This window comes from Streptomyces sp. NPDC051133 (assembly GCF_040682635.1).
GTDB lineage: Bacteria > Actinomycetota > Actinomycetes > Streptomycetales > Streptomycetaceae > Streptomyces.
The window spans coordinates 73403-98459 of record NZ_JBFBBK010000005.1; the positions used below are offsets into that span (position 1 = coordinate 73403).

Consider the following 25057-nt stretch of genomic DNA (forward strand, 5'->3'; position numbering starts at 1 on the left):
CCCTCAGCGGGGGGTCACAGATCCTTGTGGAACGCCTCCGCCACCTTCAGGAAGATGTCGTTCGCCTCGGTCTCCCCGACCGTCACCCGCACACCCTCGCCGGGGAACGGCCGGATCACCACCCCGTGCTCCTCACAGGCCTGCGCGAACGCGACCGTACGCTCCCCCAGCCGCAGCCAGACGAAGTTGGCCTGCGTCTCCGGCACCGTCCAGCCCTGGGACCGCAGCGCGTCGACCACGCGCGTGCGCTCGCACACCAGCGAGCCGACCCGGCCCAGCAGCTCGTCCTCCGCACGCAGCGAGGCGATCGCCGCCTCCTGCGCGAGCTGGCTCACCCCGAACGGCACCGCCGTCTTGCGCAGCGCCGCCGCGACCGGCTCATGGGCGATCGCGAACCCGACGCGCAGCCCGGCGAGGCCGTACGCCTTGGAGAACGTCCGCAGAACGCAGACGTTCGGCCGGTTCCGGTACAGCTCGACGCCGTCGGGCACCTCGACGTCGCGGATGAACTCCCGGTAGGCCTCGTCCAGCACCACCAGCACATGGCCGGGCACCCGGTCCAGGAACCGCTCCAGCTCGGCCCGCCGCACCACCGTGCCGGTCGGGTTGTTGGGGTTGCAGACGAAGATCAGTCGCGTCCGGTCGGTGATCGCGTCCGCCATCGCGTCCAGGTCGTGCACATCGCCCGGCGTGAGCGGCACCTGCACCGACCGGGCGCCGCTGATCTGGGTGATGATCGGGTACGCCTCGAAGGACCGCCAGGCGTAGATCACCTCGTCGCCGGGGCCGCTGGTGGCCTGGATCAGCTGCTGGGCCACGCCGACCGAGCCGGTACCGGTGGCCAGGTGGGAGATCGGCACGCCGAAGCGCTCCGCCAGCTCGTTCATCAGCCCGGTGCACGCCATGTCGGGGTACCGGTTGAAGTTGCAGGCGGCCGCGGTCACGCTCTCCATGACGCCCGGCAGCGGCGGATACGGGTTCTCGTTGGAGGACAGCTTGTAGGCCACGGGCCCGCCGGCCGCGGCGGGCTTGCCCGGCTTGTAGGTGGGGATACCCTCCAGCTCGGCGCGCAGCTTGGGGCTTGTCTCGCTCACCGCAGTCCTCCTCGCGACCACCGGCGGACCGTCGACGCCGCCGGCTTCCAATACTCCTCACCTTATGAGGATTCGGCCCCGCTGCGTACAGGTGCGCGACAGCAAGCCGGAGCCGGACCGGAGCCCGCCCCGCCACCGGCATCAGGGGCATCGAAGTACGAAGGCGTACGTTTCGGGGGGCGCGCCGTACATATATCTACGCGCCGGTGGCTCGCGCCGTGGCGCGCATCACCCGTGCAGGTGAGTTGAGACCTCTTCGAGACATCCGGCACTTGGCAGGCCCATGCGCGTCGACAAGCCACGTCGTGCCGTGGGAGCGCTCAACTGGCTTCATTTCTAAGGCAGTTGGCGCCTTCCGACCATGCAGAAACGTGCCTGTCAACGCGTGCATATGCGTCCGCACTACCCCACCGCATGAGCCCTACTATCGGCTCGCCATGACAGCAGCAGGGAAGCACCAGGTGAGCCGCGCGGAAACCTCACGGCGAGGCAGCCGGCCGGGCCGGGCGGGCATCAGAGACGTGGCCGCCGCCGCCGGGGTCTCCATCACGACCGTCTCCGACGCCCTCAACGGCAAGGGCCGGCTCCCGGACGCCACCCGGCGCCATGTCCGCGAGGTCGCCGACCGGCTGGGGTACCGTCCCTCGGCCGCCGCCCGCACCCTCCGGACAGGCAAGTCGGGACTGATCGGCCTGACCGTGACCACGTACGGGGATGAACCTTTCACCTTCACGGAGTTCGCGTACTTCGCCGAGATGGCACGGGCCGCCACCTCCGCCGCGCTCGCCCGCGGCTACGCCCTGGTCATCCTGCCCGCGACCTCCCGCCACGACGTGTGGTCCAACGTCGCCCTGGACGGCACGGTCGTCATCGACCCCTCCGACCAGGACCCGGTCGTCAGCGAACTCGTCCGGCAGGGTCTCCCGGTCGTCTCCGACGGCCGCCCGGCCGGCTCGCTCCCCGTCACCGCCTGGGTCGACAACGACCACGAGGCCGCCGTCCTCGGCATCCTCGACCACCTCGCCGACGCCGGCGCCCGCCGCATCGGCCTGCTCACGGGCACGTCCACCGATACCTACACCCACCTGTCGACCACGGCCTACCTGCGCTGGTGCGAGCGCGTCGGCCAGGACCCGGTCTACGAGGCCTACCCGGCGCACGACCCGTGCGCGGGCGCCGTAGCCGCCGACCGGCTGCTCGCCCGCCCCGACCGGCCCGACGCCGTCTACGGCCTGTTCGACCCCAACGGCACCGACCTGCTCGCCGCCGCCCGCCGCTACGGGCTCCGCGTCCCCGACGACCTGCTGCTGGTGTGCTGCAGCGAGTCCACGGTGTACGCCAGCACCGAGCCGCCCATCACCACGCTCTCCCTGAAGCCGCGCCGCATCGGCACGGCCGTCGTCCAGCTGCTCATCGACGCCATCGAGGGCGTCGATTCGGACCAGCCGGTCGAACAGGTGATACCGACCGAGCTGATCGTGCGCACGTCCTCGCAGCGGCGCTCCCCGCGCACGACGGTCAGCCCGCCACGGACACCGGACGACAAGTAGCGCCGGGGTGCGGAGCGGCTCGTGCGGGGCCCGGTCGCCCCGCACGGTCGGCTCACGGCCGGCCGAACACCTGCCCAAACGGGGCGAAAGCCGCGACGAGCCGGAGTCTTGTTCCGATTCACCACCCCTGGGTCATCACACGGCGCGACGCGCATTCCTATGATGGGCCCACGACACCGTGGACCGCTGCGACCAGGCAGTCCGAAGCGGTGCAGATGCGGCGCGATGGTGGAGGGGTCTGATGACTCAGGGGGCCGGTCAGGGACCCGAGGTGGAGCGGACGGCGACGCTGCGCGACTTCCGGGTACCCGCGTACGTCCACGAGACCGGTCCGTACGTCCACGACGCCCACCCGGGCGACGTGGTCCCGCCCGTCGCCGAGGCGTACCCCGAGGGCTACACGCCCACCCAGCGCGACCTGCCCGTCATCAACCGCGGTGACACGATCCAGGCCCCCGTCGAACCGGCGCCCGCCGCCCCGGCTCCCCAGCCGTCGGCCGGGCCGGGACCGCTGTTCGTCGTCGGGGACGTCCACGGCTACCTCGACGAACTGACGGCCGCCCTGCAGGAGCAGGGACTGATCGACGCCTCGGGCCAGTGGTGCGCGGGCACCACCCGGCTGTGGTTCCTCGGTGACTTCACCGACCGCGGCCCCGACGGCATCGGCGTCATCGACCTGGTGATGCGGCTGTCCGCCGAGGCCGCCGCGGCCGGCGGCTACTGCAAGGCGCTCATGGGCAACCACGAGCTGCTGCTGCTCGGCGCGAAGCGGTTCGGCGACACGCCCGTGAACTCGGGCGCGGGCACCGCCACCTTCCAGGCCGGCTGGCTGCTCAACGGCGGCCAGAAGACCGACATGGACCGCCTCCAGGACCACCATCTGCAGTGGATGGCCCGCCTCGACGCCATCGAGGAGGTCGACGGCTATCTGCTCGTGCACTCGGACACCACGGCCTACCTGGACTACGGCGACTCCATCGAGGCGGTCAACGACACCGTCCGCGAGACCCTCACCCGTAACGACGCCGACGAGTGCTGGGACCTGTTCCGCAAGTTCACCAAGCGCTTCTCCTTCCGCGACGAGGGCGGTGCCGACGCCGTGCGCTCCCTCCTCGATACGTACGGCGGGACCCGTATCGTTCACGGCCACAGTCCGATTCCCTACCTGCTCGGCGAGGTCGGCTCGGAGGACGACGACGAGGGCACCGGCCCGGTCGTCGACGGACCCCACGTCTACGCCGACGGGCTCGCCATCGCCATGGACGGCGGAGTGACCATGGCCGGAAAGCTGCTGGTCCAGCAACTTCCCCTGGATAACTGACCGTTCCCCGGGGCAGGCGTCCCCTGCGGAGTACGCGCAGGCCGGAACGCAATTTCCGGCATTCCCCTGTCACCGCGCGCCGTCACGGCTCTACCATCGGCTTATCCGTAGCAGGCTCCCCTCCGTTTCTGCCCGACGGCTCGCCGGCGTGCGAGCCCCCAGCCCTACGGAGCATCGGGGGATGCACATGAACAGCGTTCCGCAGCACCTGCAGAGCGAGGACCGCCAGGAGTTCGAGCGGGTCCTCGATGAGGCGCTGCGCTCCGCACCACACCGACCGGAACTGGCCGCTGTCGGACAGCGGCTCAACCCCGAGCAACTGCGCACCATGGCACTCAACGCCTCCGCCCTGATCACGGCGGCCGCGGCGGCCGAGTACCAGCACTATGTGAAGGTCCGTGAGGAACTTCGCCATCCGGCGATGTCCGCCCCGCCGACCACCGACACCTCCCCTGTGTCCGAATCCGGTTCCGCCGTGGCGGGACTCGCCGGCACCCTCGGCGAGGCCGCCGAGAGCACCGGCGCGGGCGCCATCGCGGTCATCGCCGTCCTGGCTCCCGTCCTCTCGGGCACCGCCGCGGCGATCTTTCTGCTCGTGGGCTACATCCTGAAGATGCTGGCCCCCGGACAGACCTTCGCCCAGACCATGCTCACCGCCGGCTGGGTGTTCGGCGGACTGACCGCGGCGGCGATTCTCGTCGCCGCCGTAGGGCTGCTCCTCACCGCGCTGCGCAACAGCGCCTCGGCGGAGGCGCGGTCGGTGGACGCGGCGCACCAGGAGCTGACGAGAGCCCGGGACGCCTGGCGGGACGCCCTGCTGGAGCGCGGCATCCTGCCGTTTCTCCGCGAGGCACTCGCCGAGCCCGGCACCACCGCCCTGCACCGCACGACCCCGTCGGCCCCGACCGGCCGCATGCCGCGCCTGGGCTACGACCGTCCCGGCTTCAGCAGCCCCGAGGACGGCACCGCCTCCGGCCGGCCGAGCTTCACCAGCCCGGACTACTCGAGCCCGGACTTCGGCGGTCCGGAGCACCAGCCCGAGTGACGGCTCGCGCCCCGGCACGGCAGGGGCCCCGGCCGGGCGTGCCCCGCGACCGGCCGGCAGGGCCCGCGCTTCCCGTCATGCCGTCACGCCGACCGGGAGACGCGGACCGCTTACGCCCGGGCCTCAGTCCGCGATCGGCAGGTAGACGCGGTTGCCCGCCTCGGCGAACTCCTTCGACTTCTGAGCCATGCCCGCCTCGATGTCGGACCGGCTACCGCCGTGCTCGCGGCGGATGTCCTGCGAGATCTTCATGCTGCAGAACTTGGGACCGCACATGGAGCAGAAGTGGGCCGTCTTGGCCGGCTCCGCCGGGAGCGTCTCGTCGTGGAACTCGCGTGCCGTGTCCGGGTCGAGGGCGAGGTTGAACTGGTCCTCCCACCGGAACTCGAAGCGGGCGTCGGACAGCGCGTCGTCCCACTCCTGGGCACCGGGGTGTCCCTTGGCGAGGTCGGCCGCGTGCGCCGCGATCTTGTAGGTGATGACGCCGGTCTTGACGTCGTCCCGGTTGGGCAGGCCCAGGTGCTCCTTGGGCGTGACGTAGCAGAGCATCGCCGTGCCCCACCAGGCGATCATCGCCGCACCGATACCGGAGGTGATGTGGTCGTACGCCGGCGCGATGTCCGTGGTCAGCGGGCCGAGCGTATAGAACGGAGCTTCATCGCAGATCTCCTGCTGAAGGTCGATGTTCTCCTTGATCTTGTGCATCGGGACGTGCCCCGGGCCCTCGATCATGGTCTGTACGTTGAAACGCTTGGCGATGCGGTTGAGTTCCCCGAGCGTCCTCAACTCCGCGAACTGTGCCTCGTCGTTGGCGTCCGCGATCGAACCGGGCCTGAGGCCGTCACCGAGCGAGTAGGTGACGTCGTAGGCGGCGAGGATCTCGCAGAGCTCCTCGAAGTTCTCGTACAGGAACGATTCCTTGTGGTGCGCCAGGCACCATGCGGCCATGATCGAGCCGCCGCGCGAGACGATGCCGGTCTTGCGGTTGGCGGTGAGCGGCACGTACGGCAGCCGGACGCCCGCGTGGACGGTCATGTAGTCCACGCCCTGCTCGGCCTGCTCGATGACGGTGTCCCTGTAGATGTCCCAGGTCAGTTCCTCGGCCTTGCCGTCGACCTTCTCCAGGGCCTGGTAGAGCGGCACCGTGCCGATGGGGACGGGGGAGTTCCGCAGCACCCACTCACGGGTCGTGTGGATGTTACGGCCGGTGGAGAGGTCCATGACCGTGTCCGCGCCCCAGCGGGTCGCCCAGGTCATCTTCTCCACCTCCTCCTCGATGGAGGAAGTCACCGCCGAGTTGCCGATGTTGGCGTTGACCTTCACCAGGAAGCGCTTGCCGATGATCATCGGCTCGATCTCCGGGTGGTTGACGTTGGCCGGCAGCACGGCACGGCCCGCCGCGATCTCGTCGCGGACCACCTCGGGGGAAACGTCCTCCCGGACGGCCACGTACTCCATCTCGGGTGTGATCTCACCTCGGCGGGCGTACGTGAGCTGCGTCACCGCCTGGCCGTCACGGCCCCGGCGCGGCTGACGCGGCCGCCCGGGGAAGACCGCGTCCAGGTTGCGCAGGCCGCCGCGCGGCGAGGTGTGCTTGATTCCGTCGTCCTCGGGACGGACGGGACGGCCCGCGTACTCCTCGGTGTCGCCGCGGGCGATGATCCAGTTCTCCCGCAGCGGCGGAAGACCCCTGCGGACGTCGGTGTCGACGAGAGGATCGGTGTACGGGCCCGACGTGTCGTACAGCGTGACCGACTGCCCGTTGGTGAGGTGCACCTGACGGACCGGCACGCGCAGGTCGGGGCGCGAGCCCTCGACATACGCCTTGTGCCAGCCGATGGACTTCCCGGCCTCCTGGGACATCTCGTCCTGAACAGAGGCAGGCGTGCGTGCGTCCTTGTTGGTCATCAGACCTACTCCCTACGCCGGCATTACCCGGTAACAGGTTCGGCGGTCGACGCAGCGGCTTCCGTCGGTCGATGTTTTTGCGTGGAACCGCGTGGGTTCCACGTGAAACATCGCGTCTACGGAGGTCAGCGCCCTCTCAGCCCGGTGCTCCGAGCTCCCGCGTGTGCAAAGGTGCCTCCACGCTAGCGTCATGTGCGGCGCGGTGAACAGTGGGCCCTCTGCCGTTGTTGCGATGATCTGGTGGTGACCAGGATGGAGCAGTACCCGTACCAGTCTCCCGAGCCGCGCCTTCGGGACGGCTCGGAACGGGGCGAAACCCACGGGCAGACGCACGGGCATCCGCACGGGCACAGCCACAGCCACAGCCACAGCCACAGCCACAGCCATGGGCCCGCAACGCCCGTCTCACGGCACCTCCGCAAGGTCATCGCCGCCATCCTGGTCCCGTTCACCGTGGCGGTGGTGGCCGGTCTGGTGGTGCTGTGGCCCGGTGGAGCGCCGCCCCACAAGCGCACCGGCGTCGGCTTCGACCGGCAGACGCAGCAAGCCACGGTCACTCGGGTGGTGGAGGTGAGCTGCGCGTCGGTGAACGCCTCCGGTGGCACCTCGACCGGTGACGCCTCCACCGCCGCGGGCGGGTCGGCCGGGCGGCAAGCCGGCGGCACCTGCAGGAAGGCGACCGTCCGGGTCGACACCGGCGGGGACCAGGGCCGTACGTTCACCGAGATCGTGCAGCCCGACCAGTCCCGGCAGCTGCACCAGGGCGAGAAGGTCGTGGTCGCCTACGAGCCCTCGGCGCCGAAGGACCTCCAGTACGCGGTGACCGACGTGAACCGGAAGTTCCCGATGGCGCTGCTCGCCGGGATCTTCGCGGTCGCCGTCGTCGTGGTGGGCAGGATGAGGGGTGTCATGGCACTCGTGGCACTGGCCGTGAGCTTCCTGGTTCTGACGCTGTTCATCCTGCCGGCGATCCTGCAGGGCTCGAACCCGCTTCTCGTGGCGGTGGTCGGATCGAGCGCCATCATGCTGATCGCGCTGTACATGTGCCACGGCCTGTCGGCCCGCACGTCGGTGGCGGTGCTCGGCACGCTGATCTCGCTGTCTCTGATCGGTCTGCTCGGCTCCCAGTTCATCGGCTGGGCCGCGCTGACCGGCAACACGGACGACAACACCGGGCTGATCCATGGCCTGTATCCGTCGATCGACATGAGCGGTCTGCTGCTGGCCGGCGTCATCATCGGTTCGCTCGGCGTCCTGGACGACGTGACCGTGACGCAGACGTCGGCCGTCTGGGAGCTGCACGAGGCCAATCCGGCGATGGGCCGGCGCGGTCTGTACCGGGCAGGCATCCGTATCGGCCGCGACCACATCGCGTCGGTGGTGAACACCCTCGTCCTCGCCTACGCCGGTGCCGCGCTGCCGTTGCTGCTGCTGTTCTCGATCGCGCAGAGCAGCGTGGGGACCGTTGCCAACAGCGAACTGGTGGCCGAGGAGATCGTGCGCACCCTGGTGGGCTCGATCGGCCTGGTCGCCTCGGTCCCGGTCACCACACTGCTCGCCGCACTGGTGGTGTCGGCCGACCGGCCCGGCCCGCAGGCCGTGGCGGCCGCCGGAGCCCCGCCGGTTCCGGCGCGGGGCGGCCGGGGCCGCCGCCGGAAGCGCTGAGCCGGGCGGGGCCGGCCTCCCGCGGAGACTGTGAAGAAGCGTTCCTGCACAGTTCCACACCGCACTCCGGAGCGCCTCGCGACGCGACCCCGCCGTAACGCTTCAGCCGGCGCTCTGTTCCTCCGCCAGGATACGGTCCAGGGCCTCCTCCAGATGGGCGTCGAAGTCGACCAGAGCGCCCTCCTGACCGAGCGGCACCAGCTTGTCCGTACGGTCCAGGAACGCCACGAGCGGCGGCGTCGAGGAGCGGAACAGGGCATGGTCGCCACCGACCTGAAGCCGGATCAGCACCTCACCCAGCACCTCGGAATCGGCGGGAGCGATGTGCACGTCCCCCTCCCCGCACGGGCGGCCGACCCCGTCGATCAGCAGCTCGCGCCCGAAGGCCCAGGTCACCGGGGCATCACCGGGCAGGTGGAAGGTGAGCCGCACGGCATAGGGATCACCGGTCTCATAGCGCAACTCCACCGGAATGCGGAAGGAGAGCTCCTCCGACACGAGAAAGCTCATCATGACTTCTGCCTGTACGGACTCGCGCATCGCCTACCCCGTCATATGACATCGACTGGCCGGGTTTGAACCCTCTGAACCTGGTCAAATCTTGCTGAAAGTACACGGCAGATCACAAGGAGTAAGTTTTCAGATACTGATAGAGAGCGTCAGCGACCCGAGATGGCGGCCGATCTCCGCCTGCAACCGCTGTGCCGCGGGCAGCAGCCGGTCGGCCTGGTGGGCGGGGAGTGAGATGGCCATGGTGGCCGCGGTCGTACCGACCGTGATCGGCACCGCCGCGCAGACCGTCCCGAGCGCGTACTCCTGGCGCTCCACCACCGGTTCCATCCGGCGCGTCCTGGCCAGCCGCCGCAGCAGGGCGTCGTCGTCGCGGACGGTGTACGGCGTGAGGGCCTGGACGGGGTAGCGGTCGAGATGGTCGCGCCGAGCCTCCTCCTCCAGCTGGGAGAGCAGGCACTGGCCGATGGCGTGCGCGTGGCCGGTCTCGCGGAAGTCGGCCCACTCCTCGACCGCCGGCGCCTCCCGGGAATCGGAGACGCACATGACCTCGATCTCACCGTCGCGGTACATGGCGTAGTACACCGGGACACCGATCGAATCGCGCCATTGCGCGAGCGTGTCGGCCACCGTGCTGCGACGTTTCTGCCGTGCTCCGCTGCGGGCCAGTCGCTCGGCGGCGTCACCGAGGAAGAACAGCCCCTTCTCGCGGCGCAGATAGCCCTCGTGCACCAGGGTGCGGAGCAGGTGGTAGGTGGTGGGCAGGGCGAGGCCGGTCTCGCGGGCGAGCTGCTTGGCCGGGGCGCCGTAGGCGTGGTCGGCGACGGTCTCCAGCAGGCGCATGGCGCGCTGGACGGAGCCGATGAGCGTCGCGGTGGCCGGCGGTCCGGAGGCGTTCGCGGGGTGCGGGGGTGCGGCGCCGTTCGCTGGATGCGGTGGTGCGGGGAGATCAGCGCCGTGCGGCTGTCCGGGGACGGCCACGGTGGGCGGTCGCTGGACGGGGGACGCACAGGAGCGCGATGGGCTGGGGGGTGCGTGGGGTTCTGCCGGAGCGGTGTCAACCGTGGCCAAGGGTCACTCCCGAAGCGCGAGGGGCAGCCCGTGCGGAGGAAGAGCACGGAGGGGTGTCTGCGCCGCCCACGGGGTTCGGCCCCGCGGGGAGTTCCGGACTCTAACGGCCCCCCACCGCGCGCAGACCGCCTCACGGGGAAACTTCCCTCCCCCGAGGGAACCGGTGATCCCCCGGGGTCACCGGCCCCGCGCCCTCACCAGTCGCTGCGTGAGGAGGAGTTCGACATGAACTTGCGCACGATGTAGATCAGTCCGCCGACCAGGGCGACGAAGACCAGCGCCTTGAACAGCAGGCCGATCACGAACCCGACCACGGTCGCTATCAGGCCGCCGAAGACGACCAGGGCGATGACCGGCACCGCGACCCACTTCACCCACCACGGCAGTCCCGCGAAGATCTCTCGCATCGCCCTCGTCCTTTGCGTTCTTGTGCGCTGTCGATGTTCTGCACTCGATGCTAGGGCCGCGCAGGGGGTGGGCGGGGGCCTCGCGTCCCTTGTCCTCCCCTGACCCGTCCCCTAGGGAACCCGGGGGTCCGGGCTCACGCCTCGGGCGGAGAGAAGACCACCAGGACCCTCAGGTCCTCGCTGATGCGGTGGAACTTGTGCGCGACTCCGGCCCGCACGTAGACGACGCTGCCCCGCGCCACCTCGGTCGTCTCCAGACCGACCGTGATCGACGCGCGGCCGCTGACGACGAAGTACACCTCGTCCTGGTTGTGCGGCTTCTGCGGGTCGTGCTCGCCCGCGTTGAGCGCGTACAGGCCGACCGACATGTTCCGCTCCCGCAGGAACTGCAGATACGCACCCTCGTTGGCGGCGCGCTCCGCCTCCAGTTCGTCCAGCCGGAATGCCTTCATCGTCACTGCCGCCCTCGCCCCACTGCCCGCTCGTCTTCTGGTCTGCCACGATCAGACACATGAAGAATTTCGTAGTCAAGACGATCGCCAACGCGGGCGCCCTGGCGGTCGCCGTCTGGCTGCTCGACAAAATCACCCTGACCGGTGACAGCACGGCCAAGAAGGCCGGCACCCTCATCGTCGTCGCGTTGGTCTTCGGCCTGGTGAACTGGCTGGTCAAGCCGATCTTGAAGGTGCTCACCTTCCCGCTGTTCATCCTCACCCTCGGGCTGATCACCCTTGTGGTGAACGCGCTGATGCTGCTGTTGACCTCCTGGGTGTGCGGCAAGCTCGATCTGAGCTTCCATGTGGAGGGCTTCTGGACGGCCGTCCTGGGCGGTCTGATCGTCTCCGTCGTCTCCTGGGCGCTGCACATCGTCCTGCCCGACGAGGACTGAGCGCGCCATGACGTACCGCGTCTGCTTCGTGTGCACCGGCAACATCTGCCGCTCCCCGATGGCCGAGTCCGTCTTCCGCGCGCGCGTGGCGGAGGCCGGACTCGACGAGCTGGTGGAGGTCGACAGCGCCGGCACCGGCGGCTGGCACGAGGGGGAGGCCGCCGACCCGCGCACCGTCTCGGTCCTGGACGAGCACGGCTACGGCACCGCACACGTCGCACGCCAGTTCCATCCGTCGTGGTTCGCCCGCCTCGACCTCGTGATCGCCCTCGACACCGGCCACCTCAAGGCCCTGCGCCGCCTCGCGCCCACCGAGGAGGACGCGCGCAAGATCCGTCTGCTGCGCTCCTACGACCCCGCCGCCGGCGATGACCTCGAGGTACCGGATCCGTACTACGGACACCGGGCCGGCTTCGAGGAGTGTCTTGAGATGGTGGAGGCGGCGAGCGTCGGTCTGCTCGCCGCTGTACGCGAGCATCTGGAGGGACGGGCCGCATGAGCGATGCCACCAAGGACGAGGAGCGCACCGGCGAAGGCACGCGCGCGGTACGGGCCGGGCTGCCCGAGCCGGTCAAGCACGAGCCGACCCTTCCCGGACCGGTGTTCGCCGCGCACTTCCATCTGCCGGGCGAGGTGACGGGCCCGTACTCCTACGGCCGTGACGACAACCCGACGTGGACGCTGCTGGAGCGTGCCATCGGCGAGCTCGAGGCGCCCGGCCGGGACGACGTGGAGACGCTGGTGTTCGCCTCCGGCATGGCCGCGATCTCCTCGGTGCTGTTCTCGCAGCTGCGCGCCGGAGACGCGGTCGTGCTGCCGTCCGACGGCTACCAGGTGCTGCCGCTGGTCCGCGCCCAGCTGGAGGCGTACGGCGTCGAGGTGCGCACCGCGCCGACCGGCGGGGACGCCCAGCTGGAGGTCCTGGACGGCGCCCGGCTGCTGTGGATCGAGTCCCCGTCGAACCCCGGGCTCGACGTGTGCGACATCCGGCGGCTGGTCGAGGCGGCACACACCCAGGGCGCCCTGGTGGCCGTCGACAACACTCTCGCCACCCCGCTCGGGCAGCGCCCGCTGGAACTGGGCGCCGACTTCTCCGTGGCCAGTGGCACCAAGCAGCTCACCGGGCACGGTGACGTCCTGCTCGGTTACGTGACCGGCCGGGACGCCGAGGCGATGGCCGCCGTACGCCGCTGGCGCAAGATCGTCGGGGCGATCTCCGGGCCCATGGAGGCCTGGCTCGCGCACCGGTCCATCGCCACGCTGCAGCTGCGCGTCGAGCGGCAGAACGCCACCGCGCTCACGGTCGCCGAGGCCCTGCGGCAGCGGCCCGAGGTGGCCGATCTGCGCTACCCCGGGCTGTCCGACGACCCCTCGCACAAGATCGCCGCGCAGCAGATGCGCCGGTACGGCTGTGTCGTCTCCTTCACGCTGCCCACGCGCGCGCGTGCCGAGCGTTTCCTCGAGGCGCTGCACCTGGTGGAGGACGCGACCAGCTTCGGCGGGGTGCGCTCCACGGCCGAGCGCCGCCGTCGCTGGGGCGGGGACGCGGTCCCGGAGGGCTTCATCCGGATGTCCGTCGGCGCCGAGGATCCCGAGGACCTGGTGGCGGACATCCTGCGGGCTCTGGACGAGTCCGCCGAGTGAGCGCGCTCTCAGCGCGGTGAACGACGGTCCGAGCCTCCCCCCTCGTGGCTCGGACCGTCTTCGGTTCCGCGCGAAGAACCGCGCCACCAAGGCTAGTTGACTCTCTGTCAGTGTCCAATCACGGTAGCGACAGAGACCTATCGACTTATTTAGAGTTGGTTCCTGCCTGGGGGGGCCGGAGGAGGGCAGGGATAGGGGAGGGCACGCCATGGATCTGGCCTTGCTGCGCACCTTCGTCACCGTGCACCGGGCCGGCTCCTTCACCCGCGCCGCCGCCCTGCTGGGCCTCTCCCAGCCCGCCGTCACCTCACAGATCCGCACCCTGGAACGCCAACTGGGCAGACCGCTCTTCCTGCGTCAGGCCCGCGGGGTGACCCCGACGACCATCGGCGACGAACTCGCGCACAAAGCCGCGCCGCATCTCGACGCCCTGGTGGAGATCACCGAGAGCGGGCTCGACGACGAGTCGTCCGTGCGCACCCTCCATCTGGCGGGCCCACCGGAGTTCACCGCCGAACGCGCCCTGCCCGCGCTCACGGAACTGACCGGTGAGGAGGGCCAGGGCTTCGCGCTGCGCGCCTCCTTCGGCACCGCCGAGGAAGCGCTGGAGGGACTGGCCGCCGGACACCACGACCTGGCCATCAGTACGGCCCGCCCGCGCGGTGCCCTGCTCACCGCGACCCCGCTCTGCGACGAGGAACATGTCCTGGTCGCCGCTCCCCGCTGGGCCGAGCGGATCGGCGCCGACGCGCTGCGCCTGAAGGGGGCACCCGCCCTGGAGAATCTGCCGGTCGTCGAGGTGCACGAGTCGCTGCCCTTCGTCTCGCGCTACTGGGCCTCCGTCTTCGACTCCCGCCCGTCCGCGTCCGGCACGGTCATCGTCCCCGATCTGCGGGCGGTGCTCGCGTGTGCGAGCGCGGGCGCCGGACTGGCGGTGCTGCCCCGCTATCTGTGTGCGCCGGCCCTCGACCGCGGCGCGATCGTCACCCTGCACGATCCCGCGGTGCCGCCACTGCGCACCTACTTCCTGGTGGTCCGTACCGGCACCCTCGCCATGGCCCATATAGCGCGCGCCCACGAGTGGCTCCAGCGGGCGGCCGCGGCATGGTGCTGAAGCCTCCGGTCAGGAGGGGTGTACGTCCTGCGTTCACACCGTGCCGCTGTGTGATGTTTCACGTGGAACCAGCCGGGCCACATTTCTCCCATGACCGTCCGACCCGTGGTCAAGCGCACCGCCCGTGCCGTTCTCCTGGACGGTGACGACCTGATCCTGATCAAGCGCACCAAGCCCGGCGTCGATCCCTACTGGGTCACTCCCGGTGGCGGGGTCGAGCCCGGGGACTCGACCGTCGTGGACGCCCTGCACCGAGAGGTGTACGAGGAACTCGGCGCCAAGATCACCGATGTGGTGCCCTGTTTCGTCGACACCGTGGAGCACATCGGTGAGGACGGCGGCGCGACCGGCGTGAAAGTGCAGCACTTCTTCGTCTGCCGGCTGGAATCCATGGACCCGTCCCTGCGGCACGGCCCGGAAGTGGACGAGCCGGCCGGTGAGTACGAGATCGTCAGGGTCCCGTTCACCCGTGTCGGCATCGCCTCCGTCCACCTCGTCCCGCTGTCCCTGCGGCACTACCTGGACGGCAACATCGAGGGCGTGCGCGCCATGCACGCTCCCGACCTCGGCTAGCGGGCCTTCAACCGGCGACCTTGGCCACCAACTCGTAGGCGTGCCACAGATCCCGTCCGCTGTACGAGTGCGTCGCGAGCCCGGCCAGGTGGCCGTCCGCGTTGACCGCAACGGAGACGGGGACGACAGCGAACAACTCCGTGTCCGACGACGAGTCGCCGTACGCGACGCACTCCGCCCGGGTCACCCCGAACTCCGCACAGAGCCGGTCCGCGATGATCACCTTGGCCGCGGCGCTGAGCACCCCGGACGGATCGACGGGCTCGGTGAACGGCACGGCCGGGAAACGCGACCCATGGGCCGCATGCGCACCCCAGTCGAGCAGCCGCTCCACGAAGAAGGACGGCGACAGCGACACCACCGCGCAGTAGTCACCCGTGCTTCTGATCTCGGCCCAGACCTCGCGGATCCTGGCCAGCCAGGGTGCCGCCTCGAACGCGGCACTCACATGCGCCTCGGTCAGGCCGGCCCACAGGTCGTACACCTGCGCCGCGTATTCCGGCGGACCGATCCGTCCCTCCGCGATCGCCAGGTCCAGTGCCACGGCCTCGGCCTCCAGCCCCAACTGCCGGGAGATTTCCACCGGGGCCGTGCTGCCGTGCAGCAATGTGCCGTCGAGATCGAAGAGATGCAGTCTCGCCATGGGCCTGAGGCTAAACGGAGCTCGATGTTTCACGTGAAACACCCCCTGTCCACAGGCTGTGCGGCCGGGTACGACATGGCCAAAAGCACGTGCGTTGACCCCGAAACGGGTGGACGCCGAGGGTGCGCTTCGGCCAGCCTGACCTGCGTGCCAACTCCTTCCCTCGCCGCTCTGCCCATCCGCCGTCTGACACTGCGCGATCTCACTGCCTGCGCCGACCTGTCCGAGGACCGGGGGTGGCCACGCGAAGAACACAAGTGGGGCTTCCTCCTCACGGCCGGAAAGGGCTTCGGTATCGACGATCCCCAGGGGGGACTCGTCGCCGCCTGTGTCGTCACGGAGTACGGCGCCTGGGGGCAGCCGGATCTCGGTGCGATCGGCATGGTCCTGGTGGCCGAACGCCATGCCCGCCAGGGTGTCGGGCGCCGTCTGATGCGGCATGTCGTGTCGACCATGGGGACCACCCCACTGACGCTGCACGCCACGCCCCACGGCCGTCCGCTCTACGAGGAGCTGGGGTTCAAGGTGACGGGCCGCGCAGAGATGCTGAGGGGCCGCTTCGTTCCCGCCGGGCCGGAACCCGGGGTGAGCACGCGCGCCGCCACCGCGGAGGACCTTCCCCGGATCCTGCGCCTCGACGAGGAGGTCTTCGGCGCCGACCGCACGCCTCTGATCACCCGGCTCCCCGCGTTCGCCGACCAGTTGCGGGTGGCCGAGGAGAACGGCCAGATCATCGGTTACACGGCCGCGTGGCCCAATATGGACACCCATGTCGTCGGTCCGCTGATCGCCCGCGACTCAGAGACCGCCAAGGCCCTCATCGCCTCGCTCGCGGCCCATACGGACCGTCCGCTGCGCACCGACATCGACGTGCGCCATGAGGAGCTGCTGGCATGGGCGAAGGCCCAGGGGCTGGCGTCCGTGGCCTTCAACGCGGTGATGACCTACGGGATCACGGACCTCCCGGGGGACTGGTCGCGACGGTTCGCGCCACTGACGGTGGCGGCGGGCTGAGCGGCCGTACGACGAACGCCGGCCCCACCCCTGTGCGAGGCGGGGCCGGCGATTCCGGTGCGGCCCGTGGATCAGGCGAGTGCCTGCACGGCCGTGGCGGCGAATCCGTGGTCCTGCTCCGGGGCGCCGCCTCCGACCCCGATGGCGCCGATCAGCCGGCCGTCGCGGTGGACGGGCACACCGCCCGCGATGAACAGCAGCGGCCGGTCGAGAGCCGTGGGCAGCGTGTGGAAGAGGCCGCCCGGCTGGACGGCGTCGACCAGGTCCACGGTGGGTGCGTTCAGTTGGAGCGCGGTGTAGGCCTTGCGGGTGCTGGTCTCGCCGGAGATCAGCACGGCCCGGTCGTCCCGGCGGAAGGCGAGCAGATGGCCCCCTGCGTCGAGGACGGTGACGCTGACGGTGACTCCGGCGTCCTCGGCCGCTCGGCGGGCCGTGGCGACGAGCAGCTCGGCGTCCTCGATGGTGAGCGGGGCGACAGCGGTGGTGCTCATGGAGGTTTCTCCTCAGGTGGTGCTGGGGCGGATGCCGGCCGTACCGGGTCACAGGCCGGTCCGGGGTTCTGTCGGGTGCGAGTGAGCCAGGTGGCTCAGTGGTGGACGGGCGCCCGCTGCTCGGCGGACGTCCCGGCGGCGATCGAGGTGTGGTGTGCGTGGCCGCGGCGCTCCAGAGCCGACGAGAGGACGGCGAGGACGAGTGCGGCGGCGGCGAGGACGGCACCGACCCAGTTGGGGGACGTGTAGCCGAAGCCGGCCGCGATGACCAGGCCGCCGAGCCAGGCGGAGAGGGCGTTGCCCAGGTTGAAGGCGCCGATGTTCACGGCCGAGGCGAGCGTCGGGGCGCCGTGCGCCTGGTCGAGGACGCGCTTTTGCAGCGGCGGCACCGTGGCGAACCCCAACGCGCCGATCAGGGTGATCGTCACGGCGGCCGCGATCTTGTTGTGGGCGGTGAGCGTGAAGAGGGCCAGGACGAGAGCCAGGGCGCCGAGGGAGACGTACAGCATCGGCATCAGGGCGCGGTCGGCGAACTTGCCGCCGACGAGGTTGCCGCCGACCATGCCGAGGCCGAACAGGACCAGCAGCCAGGTCACCGAGCCGTCGGCGAAGCCGGCGACGTGGGTCATCATCGGCGCGATGTAGGTGATGGCCGCGAAGACCCCGCCGAAGCCGAGGACGGTCATCGCCATGGCGAGCAGGACCTGGGTGTTCTTGAAGGCGGCCAGCTCGTGCCGCAGGTGCACTCCCTCGGGTCGCGGCAGGTCGGGCACCAGCTTGGCGATGCCGGCCAGACCGACCAGACCGAGGGCGGCGACGATGCCGAAGGTGACCCGCCAGCCGACGTGCTGGCCGATGAGCGTACCCAGCGGGACGCCGACGACATTGGCGACGGTGAGACCGGTGAACATCATGGCGATGGCGCCGGCCTTCTTCTGGGGTGCCACCAGCTCCGCTGCGACGACCGAGCCGATGCCGAAGAAGGCACCGTGAGCGAGGGAGGCGATCACGCGGCCGATCAGCATGACCACGAACCCGGGCGCCACCGCGGAGAGCAGGTTCCCGGCGATGAAGAGACCCATGAGCAGCATGAGCATGCGCTTGCGCGGGACCTTGGTGCCGAGCACGGTCATCAGCGGCGCGCCGATGACCACGCCGAGCGCGTAGCCGGTCACCAGCAGACCCGCCGTGGGGATGGAGACCCCGAAGTCACCCGCGACCTCGGGCAGCAGCCCCATGATCACGAACTCGGTCGTTCCGATTCCGAAGGCCCCGATCGCGAGGGCCAGAAGCGCGAGAGGCATGGAGGAGTACACCTTCCAGACGATTGCAGGAGCGCTTTGCGTGCGTTCACAATAATTGCAAACGCGGGCTAAATGCAACCGCCGACTATTTCAGATGTGCTCTACCCTGGATGCAGCCGCTCCGGGACGGAGGAGAACGCCAATGACAGCGACGGATCCCGCGCTCACTGCCCTTGCGCAGGGCTGGTGCGCCCTCTCTGCGCTGCACGGGAGGATCGAGGCGCACATCGAGCGCGCCCTGCAGGCGAAGCACGATCTGAGCGTGCGCGAGTACTCCCTGCTCGACGTGCTCAGCCGGCAGCACGACGGGGAGGGCGGACATCTGCAGATGAAGCAGGTCGCCGACGCGGTCGTACTCAGCCAGAGCGCCACCACCCGCCTGGTGACCCGCCTGGAGGACCGGGGCCTGCTGGAGCGCTACCTCTGCCCCACCGACCGGCGCGGCATCTACACCAACGTCACCGAGGCGGGCCTGCGACTGCTGGAAGAGGCCCGGCCCACCAACGATGCCGCTCTGCGGGAGGCCCTGGACGAGGCCTCCCGGAATCCGGAACTGGCGCCGCTGGTTCGAGTCGTGGAGTCCCTCAACGTGCCCGCGTAGGGTGCGGTCATGGGAGATCTTGAGATACGCGATGCGATCGCCGACGACCTTCCGGCGATCGTCGCCATGCTCGCCGACGATCCGCTGGGCGCCCGGCGCGAGTCCCCCGGCGACCTGACCCCGTACCAGGCGGCCCTGGAGCGCCTGGCCACGGACCCGAACCAGCACCTCGTCGTCGCCGTCCGCGAAGGCCGCGTGATCGGCACCCTCCAGCTCACGATCATCCCGGGCCTCTCCCACCAGGGGGCGACCCGCGCCCTCATCGAGGGCGTGCGTATCCACGCCGACGAGCGGGGCAGCGGTCTGGGTAGCCGGCTCATCGAATGGGCCGTCGACACCTCCCGGAAGCTGGACTGCCAGATGGTCCAGCTGACGTCCGACAAGAGCCGTACCGACGCCCACCGCTTCTATGAGCGGCTGGGCTTCAGCGCCTCCCACCTCGGTTTCAAGCTGAAGCTCTGAGCGAACCGTGCCGCGGCCGCCGTCCAGGGCGGCGGTCGTGGCACGACAGAGCGGCCTGTTTCACGTGAAACAGGCCGCCCGTTCTCCGCAGCTCAGGACTGGCCGATCCCCCGCCATCCCTCCGCGTCCACTCCGCCCGGCACGGGAGCCTCGGTGTCGTACGGCTGCCGTGTGAACACGAACGAGCCGAGATCGAGATGGCTCACGGACCCGTCCGCGCGCCGCACCGCCCGCAGCAGCTCGCCGGCGTAGTACCCCTCCAGTCCCGTCCAGGTGCCGTCGCCGTTCGGCCGGAAGCGGGCACGGCGCCCCCCTCCGGCCAGCGGTCCCAGCGCGAGAAGGCCGTCGGCCGTCCCACGCAGGCCGAAAGCATGGGTGCCCCAGTACCACTGCCCCACCAGCTCCAGGACCGCCGTGTCGACCTCGTGCAGCGGCCGCCAGGGCTCGGGGATCCGTGGTTCCGCCTCGGCGACGATCCGGACCAGGTCGGCCCCCACCGCGCCCAGCAGCGGGCCGCTGGTGCAGTTGGCGAGCACCACCGCCGCCACGTCGTCCTCCACGCTGATGGAGAGGTTCGCCAGAAAGCCCGGCAGCGAACCGGAGTGCCCGACCAACAGACGCCCGTCACGGCGCTGGATCTGCAGACCGAGGCCGTAGGCGGCCCCGTCCAGCACGTCCGCCGCCTCGGCGGGTGCCGCCGGCGTACGCATCTCCTGGACCGATTCCGCACTCAGCACCCGGTCGTCACCCGCGGCCAGGAACGCGGCGAACCGCGCCAGATCCCCCGTGGTCGACCAGAGCTGACCGGCCGGCGCCATTCTGCCCAGGTCCTCCAGCGGCTCCGGCAGCAGCGCGTCCGCCCACGGGTGCACCGCCCATCCGCCGGCATGCGGATCCTGCGGCTGTGCACTCGTACGGTGCAGGCCGAGCGGCTCGAGGATCTCGCGGCGCAGCACCTCCTCCCAGGGAGCACCGCGCAACTCCTCCACCAGCGCACCGAGCACCGTGTAACCGGGGTTGGAGTAGTGGTGGCGGCGGCCGACCGGGTGCAGCAGGGGCTGCTCGCCGAGCACATCGCTCAGCTCAGGGCGGAGGGTGCCGGGGGTCCGCTCCCACCACGGCGCGGGCGACTCGGCGGCCAACCCAGCCGTGTGCGCGAGCAGTTCGGCGATCGTCGCCTCCCCCGCACCGGTGCCCGGCAGATGCTTCTCCAGCGGATCACCGAGGTCGAGCAGTCCCTCGTCGCGCAGCCGCATCACCAGCACGGCGGTGAAGGTCTTGGTGATGGAGCCGATCCGGTACTGCACGGTCTCGTCCGGCCCGTGCCCGTCCAGGCAGGTCCGCGCCCCGTGCCACACGGCCCGGCCGCCCCGCACCACGGCGGCGACCAGCGAGGGCGCCCGGCCTTCGGCCTGGGCGACGGCGATCCGGTGCAGCAGCGCACGGCGCGTTGCGGGAAGCAGCTCTTGCTGAGATGACGTCATGGGCCCAGTTCACCTGCTGGGACGGCGGACGTCGAGTTCATTCTCCACCAGCGCAGGACGCCCCTGTCGAGCCGGACTCGATCAGGTCTGGGCCATGTCCACAAAACGGGAGTAGTGGCCCTGGAAGGCGACCGTGATCGTGGCCGTGGGGCCGTTTCGGTGCTTGGCCACGATCAGGTCGGCCTCACCCGCGCGCGGGGACTCCTTCTCGTAGGCGTCCTCGCGGTGCAGCAGGATGACCATGTCGGCGTCCTGCTCGATGGAGCCGGACTCACGCAGGTCGGAGACCATCGGCTTCTTGTCGGTGCGCTGTTCGGGGCCACGGTTGAGCTGGGAGAGCGCGATGACCGGGATCTCCAGCTCCTTGGCGAGCAGCTTGAGGTTACGGGACATGTCCGAGACCTCCTGCTGACGGCTCTCGGCGCGCTTTGAGCCGCCGGACTGCATCAGCTGGAGGTAGTCGATGACCACCAGCTTCAGGTCGTTGCGCTGCTTCAGGCGCCGGCACTTGGCGCGGATCTCCATCATCGACAGGTTCGGGGAGTCGTCGATGTAGAGCGGCGCGGCCGAGACGTCCGGCATGCGGCGGGCGAGCCGGGTCCAGTCCTCGTCGGTCATCGTGCCCGAACGCATGTGGTGCAGGGCGACCCTGGCCTCGGCGGACAGTAGACGCATCGCGATCTCGTTGCGGCCCATCTCGAGCGAGAAGATCACGCTCGGCAGGTTGTTCTTGATCGAGGCCGCCCGGGCGAAGTCCAGCGCGAGCGTCGACTTACCCATGGCGGGACGGGCGGCGATGACGATCATCTGACCCGGGTGCAGGCCGTTGGTGAGGGAGTCGAAGTCCGTGAAGCCCGTGGGCACACCCGTCATCTCGCCGCTGCGCGAGCCGATCGCCTCGATCTCGTCGAGCGCGCCTTCCATGATGTCGCCGAGCGGGAGATAGTCCTCGCTGGTGCGCTGCTCGGTGACGGCGTAGATCTCGGCCTGGGCGCTGTTGACGATCTCGTCCACGTCGCCGTCGGCCGCGTATCCCATCTGCGTGATGCGCGTGCCGGCCTCGACCAGGCGGCGCAGCACGGCCCGCTCGTGGACGATCTCCGCGTAGTACTCGGCGTTGGCAGCCGTCGGCACGGTCTGGACGAGGCTGTGCAGATACGCGGCGCCGCCGACCTTGTTGATCTCGCCGCGCTTGGTGAGCTCGGCGGCGATGGTGATCGGGTCTGCCGGCTCGCCCTTGGCGTAGACGTCCAGGATCGCCTGGTAGATCGTCTCGTGTGCGGGCTTGTAGAAGTCGTGGCCCTTGAGGATCTCGACGACGTCGGCGATGGCGTCCTTGGACAGCAGCATGCCGCCCAGCACCGACTGCTCGGCGTCCAGGTCCTGCGGCGGTACCCGCTCGAAGGAGGAACCGCCGCCGTCCCAGGAGGCGCTCTCCCGGCCCCGGTCGTGCTGCTCGTCACGACCCCGGCCGCCGTCACCGCGTCGACGGGAGGCGGGCAGACGATCACTGGGTCCGGTGTCGGCCCACGGATCGTCCAAGGGCTCGGAAATGCTCACCGAGCCACCTCCTCCCGTCCGCGCGGCGGACCTCGCCGTGTCCTCAGTTGTACGGCACGACACTGACAAATAAGAGGCCCAACTCCGGTTCTGGCGCGTCGGTTTTATGACGGTTCCAGGGCCTCGGGAAGGACGTCTCCCGGGCCCGGAGAAGGAGCGGGCGCCGGACCACGGTAGGCCCCTCGGCACCGTCAGCCAATCTGGTTATCCACAGGCCATGTGGACGACGGCCCGGATGCTGTGGAGAACTTGCCGAAACCTGTGCACGACCCGGTGGACAGCCCTGTGAACAAGCCCTCCTTCACTTCCCGAACAAGCCTCTGAGCTGGGACTTTGAGATCCACCGGCTGTGCAGAAGAAAAACTTTCCCAGTCGGGCCAAGATCGCTTCGAACGGTGCACGAAAGGAGACGACCCTTATCCACAGGTAAGGGTCGAAAGCTAGTTGCATCTCTTACCTGTGGACGATTAGATTGGTGCTCATGACACAGGCTCCCGCGATACCCGAGGCCACCGGACGGCGGCACGACCGAGAGATCGTCGCACTGGCCGTTCCAGCCTTCGGCGCCCTCGTCGCCGAGCCTCTCTTCGTCATGGCGGACAGTGCGATCGTCGGCCATCTCGGCACGGCTCAGCTCGCCGGTCTCGGCGTCGCCTCGGCCCTCCTCACAACAGCCGTGAGTGTCTTCGTCTTCCTCGCCTACGCCACCACCGCCGCGGTGGCCCGCCGCGTCGGCGCCGGTGATCTGCAGGCGGCCATCCGACAGGGCATGGACGGCATCTGGCTGGCGCTGCTGCTCGGCATCGCCGTCATCGCCGTCGTCCTGCCCCTGGCCCCCGGCATCGTCGACCTCTTCGGCGCCTCCACGACAGCGGCCCCCTACGCCACGACCTATCTGCGGATCTCCGCACTGGGCATTCCGGCGATGCTCATCGTCCTGGCTGCCACAGGAGTGCTGCGCGGACTGCAGGACACCAGGACCCCGCTCTACGTCGCCGTCGCGGGCTTCGTCGCCAATGCCGGGCTCAACGGTGCACTCGTCTACGGCGCCGGGCTCGGCATCGCCGGATCCGCCTGGGGCACGGTCATCGCACAATGCGGCATGGCCGCCGTCTATCTGACCACGGTCGTACGCGGGGCGCGTCGGCACGGGGCATCCCTGCGGCCGGACGCCGCCGGGATCCGCGCCTCTGCTCAAGCCGGCGTCCCGCTGCTGGTCCGCACGCTCTCGCTGCGGTCGATCCTCATGATCGCCACGGCGGTCGCGGCACGTCTCGGTGATGCAGACATCGCCGCCCATCAGATCATCCTGTCCCTGTGGAGCCTGCTGGCCTTCGCTCTCGACGCGATAGCGATCGCCGGGCAGGCCATCATCGGCCGCTACCTCGGGGCGGACGATGCCGAAGGCGCCCGCGAAGCCTGCCGGCGGATGGTGCAGTGGGGCATCGCGACCGGGATCGTGCTCGGTGTGCTCGTGGTCGCCGCCCGACCGCTCTTCCTCCCGCTGTTCACCAGCGACTCCATGGTCAAAGACACCGCTCTGCCGGCGCTGTTGATGGTGGCGCTGTCCCAGCCGATCTGCGGCGTGGTCTTCGTCCTCGACGGCGTTCTGATGGGCGCCGGTGACGGGCCCTACCTCGCTTGGGCGATGCTGCTCACCCTGGGAGTCTTCGCACCTGTCGCCCTGCTGGTCCCGGCCTTCGGTGGCGGTCTCACCGCGCTGTGGGCGGCCATGACGCTGATGATGGCCGTCCGCTTGCTGACCCTGTGGCTCCGCGCGCGGTCCGGACGGTGGATCGTGACGGGCGCGACCCGCTGAAAGGGCCGCCGAGGTCTCACGGGCCCGGTTTCACGTGAAACATGCCGCGCCGACGCGCAGCGAACGCCTCCACCGCATACGAAGAGGGGCCGCCCCAGCAGGGACGGCCCCTCTCTCAGCTGTTCAAGCCGAGCGCAGCGTCACGCCGCGACGACCTCGATGTTGACCTTGGCGGCAACCTCGGGGTGCAGACGCACGGACGTCTCGTGGGCGCCCAGGGTCTTGATCGGAGCGGTCAGCTCGATGCGGCGCTTGTCGACCTCGGGGCCACCGGAAGCCTTGATCGCGGAAGCGATGTCGGCCGGGGTGACGGAACCGAAGAGACGACCGGCGTCGCCGGAGCGGACGGCCAGACGGACCTTCACGCCCTCGAGCTGGGCCTTCACCTGGTTGGCCTGCTCGATGGTCTGGATCTCGTGGATCTTGCGAGCACGACGGATCTGCTCGACGTCCTTCTCGCCACCCTTGGTCCAGCGGATAGCGAACTTCCGCGGGATCAGGTAGTTGCGAGCGTAACCGTCCTTGACGTCGACGACGTCGCCAGCGGCACCGAGGCCAGAGACCTCGTGGGTCAGGATGATCTTCATGAGTCGGTCACCCTTCCCTTAGCGCGCGGTGGACGTGTAGGGCAGCAGCGCCATCTCACGGCTGTTCTTCACGGCCGTGGCGACGTCACGCTGGTGCTGGGTGCAGTTGCCGGTCACGCGGCGGGCACGGATCTTGCCGCGGTCGGAAATGAACTTCCGCAGCATGTTCGTGTCCTTGTAGTCCACGTACGTGACCTTGTCCTTGCAGAACGCGCAGACCTTCTTCTTCGGCTTGCGCACAGGCGGCTTCGCCATGGTGTTTCTCCTGTGTGATCAAGAAGTTTGGGTACGACCCACCCTT

General features: G+C 69.7%; 26 protein-coding genes and 1 riboswitch. Of the genes, 13 read left to right on the forward strand and 13 right to left on the reverse strand.

All coding sequences use genetic code 11. The annotated features are described in order from the left end of the window. Nucleotides 1–14: 14 nt before the first annotated feature. Entirely contained in the window at nt 15–1094 is a 1080-nt protein-coding gene (hisC, locus tag AB0N17_RS07940) for a histidinol-phosphate transaminase (protein WP_366010293.1), read from the reverse strand. 437 nt (nt 1095–1531) lie between these two features. Between hisC and AB0N17_RS07945 the strand changes: the two genes are divergently transcribed. The 3 genes from AB0N17_RS07945 to AB0N17_RS07955 all read left to right on the forward strand — a co-directional run bounded on the left by AB0N17_RS07945 (nt 1532) and on the right by AB0N17_RS07955 (nt 5010). After that, nucleotides 1532–2644 (forward strand): LacI family DNA-binding transcriptional regulator, encoded by a 1113-nt coding sequence (locus AB0N17_RS07945; RefSeq protein ID WP_366010294.1) that lies wholly within the window; start codon nt 1532–1534, stop codon nt 2642–2644. 241 nt (nt 2645–2885) lie between these two features. Next, entirely contained in the window at nt 2886–3965 is a 1080-nt protein-coding gene (locus AB0N17_RS07950; protein ID WP_366010295.1) for a metallophosphoesterase, read from the forward strand. Nucleotides 3966–4146: 181 nt separating this feature from the next. Continuing rightward, on the forward strand, nt 4147–5010 hold the full coding sequence (locus AB0N17_RS07955; protein WP_366010296.1) for a hypothetical protein: 864 nt from the start codon (nt 4147–4149) through the stop codon (nt 5008–5010). Between the two features lie 123 nt (nt 5011–5133). Here AB0N17_RS07955 and thiC read toward each other — a convergent pair whose 3' ends face one another. Further along, nucleotides 5134–6918 (reverse strand): phosphomethylpyrimidine synthase ThiC, encoded by a 1785-nt coding sequence (gene thiC / locus AB0N17_RS07960; protein ID WP_366010297.1) that lies wholly within the window; start codon nt 6916–6918, stop codon nt 5134–5136. After that, nucleotides 6911–7089: riboswitch (TPP riboswitch) on the reverse strand. Its footprint overlaps the gene before it by 8 nt. A gap of 81 nt (nt 7090–7170) precedes the next feature. Between thiC and AB0N17_RS07965 the strand changes: the two genes are divergently transcribed. Further along, the gene (locus AB0N17_RS07965) at nt 7171–8583 is read left to right on the forward strand and encodes a YibE/F family protein (RefSeq protein WP_366010495.1); all 1413 of its coding nucleotides are present in this window, start codon (nt 7171–7173) and stop codon (nt 8581–8583) included. Nucleotides 8584–8685: 102 nt separating this feature from the next. On the opposite strand, the gene AB0N17_RS07970 is transcribed toward AB0N17_RS07965, so the two are convergent. The 4 genes from AB0N17_RS07970 to AB0N17_RS07985 all read right to left on the reverse strand — a co-directional run bounded on the left by AB0N17_RS07970 (nt 8686) and on the right by AB0N17_RS07985 (nt 11023). Continuing rightward, nucleotides 8686–9123, reverse strand: a complete 438-nt coding sequence (locus AB0N17_RS07970; RefSeq protein ID WP_366010298.1) for an SsgA family sporulation/cell division regulator — start codon at nt 9121–9123, stop codon at nt 8686–8688. 99 nt (nt 9124–9222) lie between these two features. Continuing rightward, entirely contained in the window at nt 9223–10164 is a 942-nt protein-coding gene (locus AB0N17_RS07975) for an IclR family transcriptional regulator C-terminal domain-containing protein (protein ID WP_366010299.1), read from the reverse strand. A gap of 194 nt (nt 10165–10358) precedes the next feature. Then, nucleotides 10359–10571, reverse strand: a complete 213-nt coding sequence (locus tag AB0N17_RS07980; RefSeq protein WP_073887226.1) for a DUF5326 family protein — start codon at nt 10569–10571, stop codon at nt 10359–10361. A gap of 134 nt (nt 10572–10705) precedes the next feature. Next, on the reverse strand, nt 10706–11023 hold the full coding sequence (locus tag AB0N17_RS07985; protein WP_366010496.1) for a cupin domain-containing protein: 318 nt from the start codon (nt 11021–11023) through the stop codon (nt 10706–10708). 59 nt (nt 11024–11082) lie between these two features. On the opposite strand from AB0N17_RS07985, the gene AB0N17_RS07990 reads away from it, so the two are divergent. The 5 genes from AB0N17_RS07990 (at nt 11083) to AB0N17_RS08010 (ending at nt 14791) form a co-directional block, all read left to right on the forward strand. Next, a complete protein-coding gene (locus tag AB0N17_RS07990) occupies nt 11083–11460 on the forward strand; it encodes a phage holin family protein (protein WP_366010300.1) in 378 nt (125 codons plus the stop codon). Nucleotides 11461–11467: 7 nt separating this feature from the next. Next, nucleotides 11468–11959 (forward strand): low molecular weight protein-tyrosine-phosphatase, encoded by a 492-nt coding sequence (locus AB0N17_RS07995; RefSeq protein WP_366010301.1) that lies wholly within the window; start codon nt 11468–11470, stop codon nt 11957–11959. Beyond that, entirely contained in the window at nt 11956–13104 is a 1149-nt protein-coding gene (locus AB0N17_RS08000) for a cystathionine gamma-lyase (protein ID WP_366010302.1), read from the forward strand. Before AB0N17_RS07995 ends, AB0N17_RS08000 begins: the two co-directional genes overlap by 4 nt. Before the next feature lie 208 nt (nt 13105–13312). Next, on the forward strand, nt 13313–14218 hold the full coding sequence (locus AB0N17_RS08005; protein WP_366010303.1) for a LysR family transcriptional regulator: 906 nt from the start codon (nt 13313–13315) through the stop codon (nt 14216–14218). A 90-nt stretch (nt 14219–14308) separates the two neighbouring features. Next, nucleotides 14309–14791 carry an NUDIX hydrolase gene (locus tag AB0N17_RS08010; protein ID WP_059250007.1) on the forward strand — a complete coding sequence of 161 codons (483 nt, stop codon included), beginning with the start codon at nt 14309–14311 and terminating at the stop codon, nt 14789–14791. Nucleotides 14792–14798: 7 nt separating this feature from the next. Here the strand turns inward: AB0N17_RS08010 and AB0N17_RS08015 are convergent, their stop codons facing one another. Next, complete coding sequence (locus AB0N17_RS08015; RefSeq protein ID WP_366010304.1) at nt 14799–15434, reverse strand: HAD-IB family phosphatase; 636 nt, start codon at nt 15432–15434, stop codon at nt 14799–14801. Between the two features lie 147 nt (nt 15435–15581). On the opposite strand from AB0N17_RS08015, the gene AB0N17_RS08020 reads away from it, so the two are divergent. Continuing rightward, nucleotides 15582–16448, forward strand: a complete 867-nt coding sequence (locus AB0N17_RS08020; RefSeq protein WP_366010305.1) for a GNAT family N-acetyltransferase — start codon at nt 15582–15584, stop codon at nt 16446–16448. 71 nt (nt 16449–16519) lie between these two features. On the opposite strand, the gene AB0N17_RS08025 is transcribed toward AB0N17_RS08020, so the two are convergent. Together AB0N17_RS08025 and AB0N17_RS08030 are read right to left on the reverse strand one after the other, a co-directional pair. Next, a complete protein-coding gene (locus AB0N17_RS08025) occupies nt 16520–16939 on the reverse strand; it encodes a heme-binding protein (RefSeq protein ID WP_366010306.1) in 420 nt (139 codons plus the stop codon). A 95-nt stretch (nt 16940–17034) separates the two neighbouring features. After that, the gene (locus tag AB0N17_RS08030; RefSeq protein WP_366010307.1) at nt 17035–18243 is read right to left on the reverse strand and encodes an MFS transporter; all 1209 of its coding nucleotides are present in this window, start codon (nt 18241–18243) and stop codon (nt 17035–17037) included. 142 nt (nt 18244–18385) lie between these two features. Here AB0N17_RS08030 and AB0N17_RS08035 point away from each other — a divergent pair, with 142 nt between their 5' ends. Continuing rightward, nucleotides 18386–18844 carry a MarR family transcriptional regulator gene (locus tag AB0N17_RS08035; RefSeq protein WP_153540248.1) on the forward strand — a complete coding sequence of 153 codons (459 nt, stop codon included), beginning with the start codon at nt 18386–18388 and terminating at the stop codon, nt 18842–18844. Between the two features lie 9 nt (nt 18845–18853). Beyond that, a complete protein-coding gene (locus AB0N17_RS08040; RefSeq protein ID WP_366010308.1) occupies nt 18854–19306 on the forward strand; it encodes a GNAT family N-acetyltransferase in 453 nt (150 codons plus the stop codon). 92 nt (nt 19307–19398) lie between these two features. Here the strand turns inward: AB0N17_RS08040 and AB0N17_RS08045 are convergent, their stop codons facing one another. Beyond that, the gene (locus AB0N17_RS08045; RefSeq protein ID WP_366010309.1) at nt 19399–20790 is read right to left on the reverse strand and encodes a serine hydrolase domain-containing protein; all 1392 of its coding nucleotides are present in this window, start codon (nt 20788–20790) and stop codon (nt 19399–19401) included. 81 nt (nt 20791–20871) lie between these two features. Beyond that, nucleotides 20872–22350, reverse strand: a complete 1479-nt coding sequence (dnaB, locus tag AB0N17_RS08050; RefSeq protein ID WP_366010310.1) for a replicative DNA helicase — start codon at nt 22348–22350, stop codon at nt 20872–20874. A 481-nt stretch (nt 22351–22831) separates the two neighbouring features. Here dnaB and AB0N17_RS08055 point away from each other — a divergent pair, with 481 nt between their 5' ends. Further along, entirely contained in the window at nt 22832–24169 is a 1338-nt protein-coding gene (locus AB0N17_RS08055) for an MATE family efflux transporter (protein WP_366010311.1), read from the forward strand. 140 nt (nt 24170–24309) lie between these two features. On the opposite strand, the gene rplI is transcribed toward AB0N17_RS08055, so the two are convergent. Together rplI and rpsR are read right to left on the reverse strand one after the other, a co-directional pair. Beyond that, on the reverse strand, nt 24310–24756 hold the full coding sequence (rplI, locus tag AB0N17_RS08060) for a 50S ribosomal protein L9 (RefSeq protein WP_225824217.1): 447 nt from the start codon (nt 24754–24756) through the stop codon (nt 24310–24312). 18 nt (nt 24757–24774) lie between these two features. Then, nucleotides 24775–25011, reverse strand: coding sequence for a 30S ribosomal protein S18 (gene rpsR, locus AB0N17_RS08065; protein WP_003949403.1), 237 nt, complete (start codon nt 25009–25011; stop codon nt 24775–24777). Nucleotides 25012–25057: the final 46 nt, after the last annotated feature.